The sequence below is a fragment of the Bradyrhizobium sp. genome, assembly GCF_019242285.1.
Taxonomy (GTDB): Bacteria; Pseudomonadota; Alphaproteobacteria; order Rhizobiales; family Xanthobacteraceae; genus Bradyrhizobium.
Genome location: NZ_JAFAVV010000891.1, coordinates 1 through 4254, shown reverse-complemented (window position 1 = coordinate 4254; position 4254 = coordinate 1). Strand labels below are relative to the sequence as shown.

General features: G+C 63.9%; 4 protein-coding genes and 1 pseudogene. All 5 read right to left on the bottom strand.

The features are described 5' to 3' along the window. Positions 1-103: 103 nt before the first annotated feature. Positions 104-877 (bottom strand): annotated as a pseudogene (locus JOY90_RS36610) (cyclase family protein). 31 nt (positions 878-908) lie between these two features. Next, positions 909-2009 (bottom strand): amidohydrolase family protein, encoded by a 1101-nt coding sequence (locus JOY90_RS36605; protein ID WP_291695956.1) that lies wholly within the window; start codon positions 2007-2009, stop codon positions 909-911. Positions 2010-2101: 92 nt separating this feature from the next. Next, the gene (locus JOY90_RS36600) at positions 2102-3109 is read right to left on the bottom strand and encodes a tripartite tricarboxylate transporter substrate binding protein (RefSeq protein WP_291695955.1); all 1008 of its coding nucleotides are present in this window, start codon (positions 3107-3109) and stop codon (positions 2102-2104) included. Between the two features lie 20 nt (positions 3110-3129). Beyond that, positions 3130-3816, bottom strand: a complete 687-nt coding sequence (locus JOY90_RS36595) for a cyclase family protein (RefSeq protein WP_291695954.1) — start codon at positions 3814-3816, stop codon at positions 3130-3132. A gap of 32 nt (positions 3817-3848) precedes the next feature. Further along, a partial coding sequence (locus tag JOY90_RS36590; protein ID WP_291695953.1) for a TRAP transporter large permease subunit occupies positions 3849-4254 on the bottom strand: 406 nt, incomplete at its 5' end.

The window sequence follows — 4254 nt, the reverse complement described above, 5'->3', positions numbered from 1 at the left end:
CTGTGAGGGAACAACGCGGAGTGAAATGTGCCGGCCGCAATACGGCGGCTTCAAGGCTCCAGCTTGACCGGTTTCCGCCGCAATTCGGCAGCGACGCAGGTCGCTAATCGATGATTGCGACAGCGCGAGTCCAGCCGGCGGACGCGGAGTGAATCTTCACCGGGAAGCAGCTCACCATGAAGCCCTACGCGGGCAGCTTTTCGAGATTGTGCAGCTTCTCGATATGGCAATAGCCGATGTGACGTCCGGCCTTGTGGCCTTCCCAGATCAGCCCGGCGTCCTTGGTCGCGGCGTATTTCCTGGCCGTGTAGACGAAAGGCGCATCCCAGCTCCAGCCGTCGATCCCGGTCAGCCGCACCCCGCGTTCGAGCAGGTACATGGTCGCCTCATAGCCCATGCCGCAACCGGAATTGACGTAGTCCGGTCGCCCATACTTGGCGCCGGCGGAGGTGTTGACCACGACGATCTCGAGCGGCGACAGCGTATGACCGATCCGCTTCAGCTCGGTCTCGACGTCCTTGGCGGTCGCGACATAGCCGTCCGGGAGGTGCCGGAAGTCGAGCTTCACGCCCGGCTGCAGGCACCATTCCAGCGGCACCTCGTCGATGGTCCATGACCGCTCGCCGCGGTTCATGGTGGGATGGAAGTGCCAGGGCGCGTCGAGATGGGTGCCGTTGTGGGTGGAGAGCTGGACCTGCTCGACCGCCCATCCCTGTCCGTCCGGCAAATCCTCCTTCCTCAGCCCGTCGAAGAACTGCAGCATGCGCGGCAATCCCTGCTGGTGATCGATGTACTGGATGGTCGGGTGGTTGCCAGGCGGATCGGCCGGCACGTCGTTCTGCAATGGCACGGAAATGTCGATCAGTTTTCGCGCCATTGCGCCTGCTCCTTCGTACGTCTTCTCGATGTCACGCCTGGACGTTGAACAGCTTGGCCGCGGTGCGGCCGAGGATATCGGCCTTCTCGTCGTCGCTGAGCGAGGCGGTGGCGAGAATGGGAGCCACCGGATTCATCTCCCAAGGATAGGGATAGTCGCTGCCGACCACCACCTGGCTCGCGCCCACTTGCGCCACGAGGTGGCGGATCGCCTCGGGCGAGAAGATCAGCGAGTCGAAATAGATCTGCTTGAGGTATTCCGTCGGCTGCTTCTTGAGCTTCATGTCCGGATTGCAGCCCTTGGGTCCGACCAGGCAGGCGTGGTCGGAGCGGTCGGCATAGGAGGGCAGGAAACCGCCGCCATGGGCAGCGATCACCTTCAATCCCGGAAAGCGGTCGAACGTGCCTTCGAAGATCAGGTGCGACAGCGCGATCGTCGTGCCCAGCGGATTGGCGATGGTGTTGCCGAGCCAGCCATTGCCGGCGAGGCGCTTGTTGAGTTCGGGAATGCCTTGCGGATGAATGAACAGGGGCACGCCGAGTTCCTCGGCCTTGGCCCAGACTGGATGAAATTTCGGATCGGAGAATTCCACGCCATTGACGACGTCGCCGATCGCAGCCCCCTTCAGGCCCTGCTTTTTCACCGCGGTTTCGAGTTCCTGCACGGCGAGATCGGGTGCCTGCAGTGTCAGCGAGGCAAACGCGGCGAAGCGGTCGGGCTTCAGCGCGCAGAGTTCGGCCAGCTTCTCGTTCTGGATTTGGACGATCTTGGCGGCGAGATCGCGGTCGCGGTCGTACCAGAACGGATTGATCGACAGCACCTCCATGTCGAGCGCCTGCGAATCCATCGCGGCAAGCCGCTTCTCCACCTCGATGAACGCTTCCGGCGCGCCGTTGACCGGCGGCAGTTGCAGCTTGTCGGCATCGGCGCCGAGCAGCGCGCCGGCCTCGTGGAAGTGACAATGGCAGTGCACGTCGATGGTCTTGACGCGTTTGCCGCCGACCATCACCGGCAGCGTCTGGCGCCCTGTGCCTTGCGCATGCACGCTCTTCAACAGGCCGCAACTGCAGAACACGATGCCGGTTGCGGCGGCAGCCGCGCCGCCCCGCAAGAACTCACGGCGAGTGGTCATCACTTCCTCCCTGGGCTTATGGTTGAGGCCAGCCTAGGGCATGCCGTCGTCGCGCGGCAAGATGCTTGGGATCGGCGTCCCGCCGAAACCGATCAAACCGGCTTGATGCCGGCCTTGGCGATCAGGTCGCGCCATTTCGGCACCTCGCCCTCAATTCTCTTCTTCATGCCGTCAGGCCCGTTGGCGATGACCTCGAAGCCGTCCTTGCGGAGCTGCTCGGCAATGTCGGGCTTCCCGAGAATCTCGATCGATCTGGCCGAGAGCAGCTCGACCACCGCCGACGGCGTCTTGGCGGGCGCAAGAAATCCCTGGAAAGTGTCGGCGATGAAATCCTTGTAGCCCAGCTCGACCATGGTCGGCACGTCGGGCAGGTCGAACCAGCGGTGCGCGCCGGTGACGGCCAGCGCCTTCAGCGCCCCGGATTCGATCTGGGGACGTGCCGGCGGCAGCGCGACGCAGGCTGTCTGCGTGGTGCCGGCAAGGACCGCCTGGGTCGCCGGGCCCGCGCCAGGGAATGGAACGTGAGTGATGTTGATTCCGGCCACGATCTTCAGGAGCTCGCCGGAGAGATGCGGCGTGGTTCCGATGCCGGGGCTTGCGTAGTTCAGTTCGTTCGGATTGGCCTTGGCGCGCGCGATAAGCTCGCTCATCGAGCTCACGCCGAGCTTGGGATCGACCACGAACACGTTGGGGGAGGTTCCGAGCTCCGCGATCGGCGCGAAATCCTTGTAGGGATCATACGGAGTCTTGGCGTAGAGCCCGGGATTGACGACATAGGCGCTGGAGGTGACCAGCAGGGTGTAGCCGTCCGGCTCGGCATGTGCCACCACGCCGATGCCGAGATTGCCGCCGGCGCCAGCGCGATTTTCCACGATCACGGTGCCTGGCAGCGCCTCGCCGAGATGGCTGGCCATGATCCGCGCCATGATGTCGGTCGGCCCTGCCGGCGCGAAGGGCACGATGATCCGGACCGCACGCTCGGGGTAGGTGGCGGCGCCGGCGTTTCCCGGAAACGCCGCGAGGGCCGCGGCAGCGGCGAGACTGCCGCCGCCGCGGAGGACGCCGCGCCGCGAGGGCAGGGTGGATGAGCGTTCGGCCATGCCTGATCTCCTCGTTGGCGTCACAGGCCGAACACTGCGACGGCACGGATCGGCGAAGCCGTGCCCTCGCGCATTTTCATCGGCAGCCCGATGAACGTGAATGGCCCCTGGCCGAGCAGCGCCTCGAGATTGCACAGGCTCTCGATGTGGGTGATGTCGAGCTCGAGGCAGGCCTCGTGAACCAGGAGGTTCACGTCGCTGTCCGGCCCGGGCCGCATCGAGTCGATGCCGAAATGCACGATGCCCTGTTTCGCCAGCCATTCCGTCGCGGCGACGTTCACGCCGCAATTGTCCGTCGTATAGGCCTTGCCGGGGAACGTGCGTGTGTGATGGCCGGTGCAAAGCAGAACCGTGCCGCCTTTGGGCACCGCGACGCCAGCCTTGTCCACTGCTGCTTCCAGATCGGACGCGGTGATCTCGGCGCGCGGCGCAATGTGACGCAGGTCGATGCAGATACCGGGCACGATGCATTTTTCCAGCGGATATTGATCGATCGAGATACCACGCGCGCCGAAGTGACGGGGCGCGTCGATATGCGTGCCGCCGTGATCGGGCATCGAGATGAACATCGACGACAGCCCGTAGACGTTCCCAGATTCCGCCAGCGCCTCCTCATGATTCTTCCACTGGCCGTGGATGATCGGGGGATGGCCGGGATAGGTCGGGGTGCGGTGATAGAGCTCGCGGCTGAGATCGACGATTTTCATGCAGGGCCTTCGGACGGGGAACTTCGCCAAGCTTAGCGCAGCACCTGCCTCGGCAGCCAGAGCGATATCTCGGGGATGTAGGTCACGAACATCAGCACCACGAACATCACGGCGTAAAACGGCCAGATTTTTCGCATCACCTGCTCGATCGACACCTTGCCGACGGCGCAGCCGACGAACAGGATCGAGCCGACCGGCGGATGGCACAATCCGATGCCGAGATTGAGCAGCATGATCATGCCGAAATGCACCGGATTGACGCCGAAGTTCTGCATCACCGGCAACAGGATCGGGGTCGCGATCAGGATCGACGGCGCCATGTCGACCAACGTGCCGAGCAGGAGCAGCAGCACGTTGATGAGCAGCAGGATGACGTATTTGTTCGAGGAGATCGACAGGAAGAACGCCGTCATCTTGGCCGGCATCTGCGTCAGCGCC

What these genes read in the sequence shown, in the direction of transcription:
- JOY90_RS36595 (WP_291695954.1), bottom strand. Translation starts at nt 3,816, where the DNA reads ATGAAAATCGTCGATCTCAGCCGCGAGCTCTATCACCGCACCCCGACC.
- JOY90_RS36605 (WP_291695956.1), bottom strand. Translation starts at nt 2,009, where the DNA reads ATGACCACTCGCCGTGAGTTCTTGCGGGGCGGCGCGGCTGCCGCCGCA.
- JOY90_RS36600 (WP_291695955.1), bottom strand. Translation starts at nt 3,109, where the DNA reads ATGGCCGAACGCTCATCCACCCTGCCCTCGCGGCGCGGCGTCCTCCGC.